Origin of the sequence: Streptomyces sp. DH12 (assembly GCF_020873895.1) — a bacterium.
Classification (GTDB): Bacteria; Actinomycetota; Actinomycetes; order Streptomycetales; family Streptomycetaceae; genus Streptomyces.
Genome location: NZ_JAHWGT010001248.1, coordinates 1 through 433 on the forward strand (window position 1 = coordinate 1; position 433 = coordinate 433).

1 pseudogene is annotated in these 433 nt (G+C 76.0%); it reads left to right on the forward strand.

Annotated features, from left to right (window positions below):
• Positions 1-233: 233 nt before the first annotated feature.
• Positions 234-433: pseudogene (locus LPA54_RS39490) on the forward strand (hypothetical protein); the annotation flags it as partial.

Consider the following 433-nt stretch of genomic DNA (forward strand, 5'->3'; position numbering starts at 1 on the left):
GACGTCGCTCGGACCGCGCTGACGGTCACGAGGCCGCACTGACGGCCTCGAGACCGCCGGACACCGTGTGAGGGCCCGGCTCCCCGTCCACCCGACGGGGAGCCGGGCCTTCGCCGTGCGGGCTTCGCCGTGTCCGCCGCCGTGCCGGCCGGCGGTCCCCACCCGTGCTGGTACCGGACCACGCACGTCCGGAGTCTGTGCCCATGGCGGCCGGAACGACGAGGGGGACGGCGATGGACCAGGTGCTCTACGGGGAACGCTCCCGCAATCCGCTCGCGCGGACCGTGCACCTCAGCGAGGTCGGACTGCGCAGAGGCGGCCGGACGACCCCGCTGGAGGAGCTGAACCTCGGCGCCATGGCCGAAGCGTTCCTGCGGGGCGCCTGGCTCGGCGGCGGGGGCGCCGAACGGCCCCTGGCCTCGCTCCCCGAGGG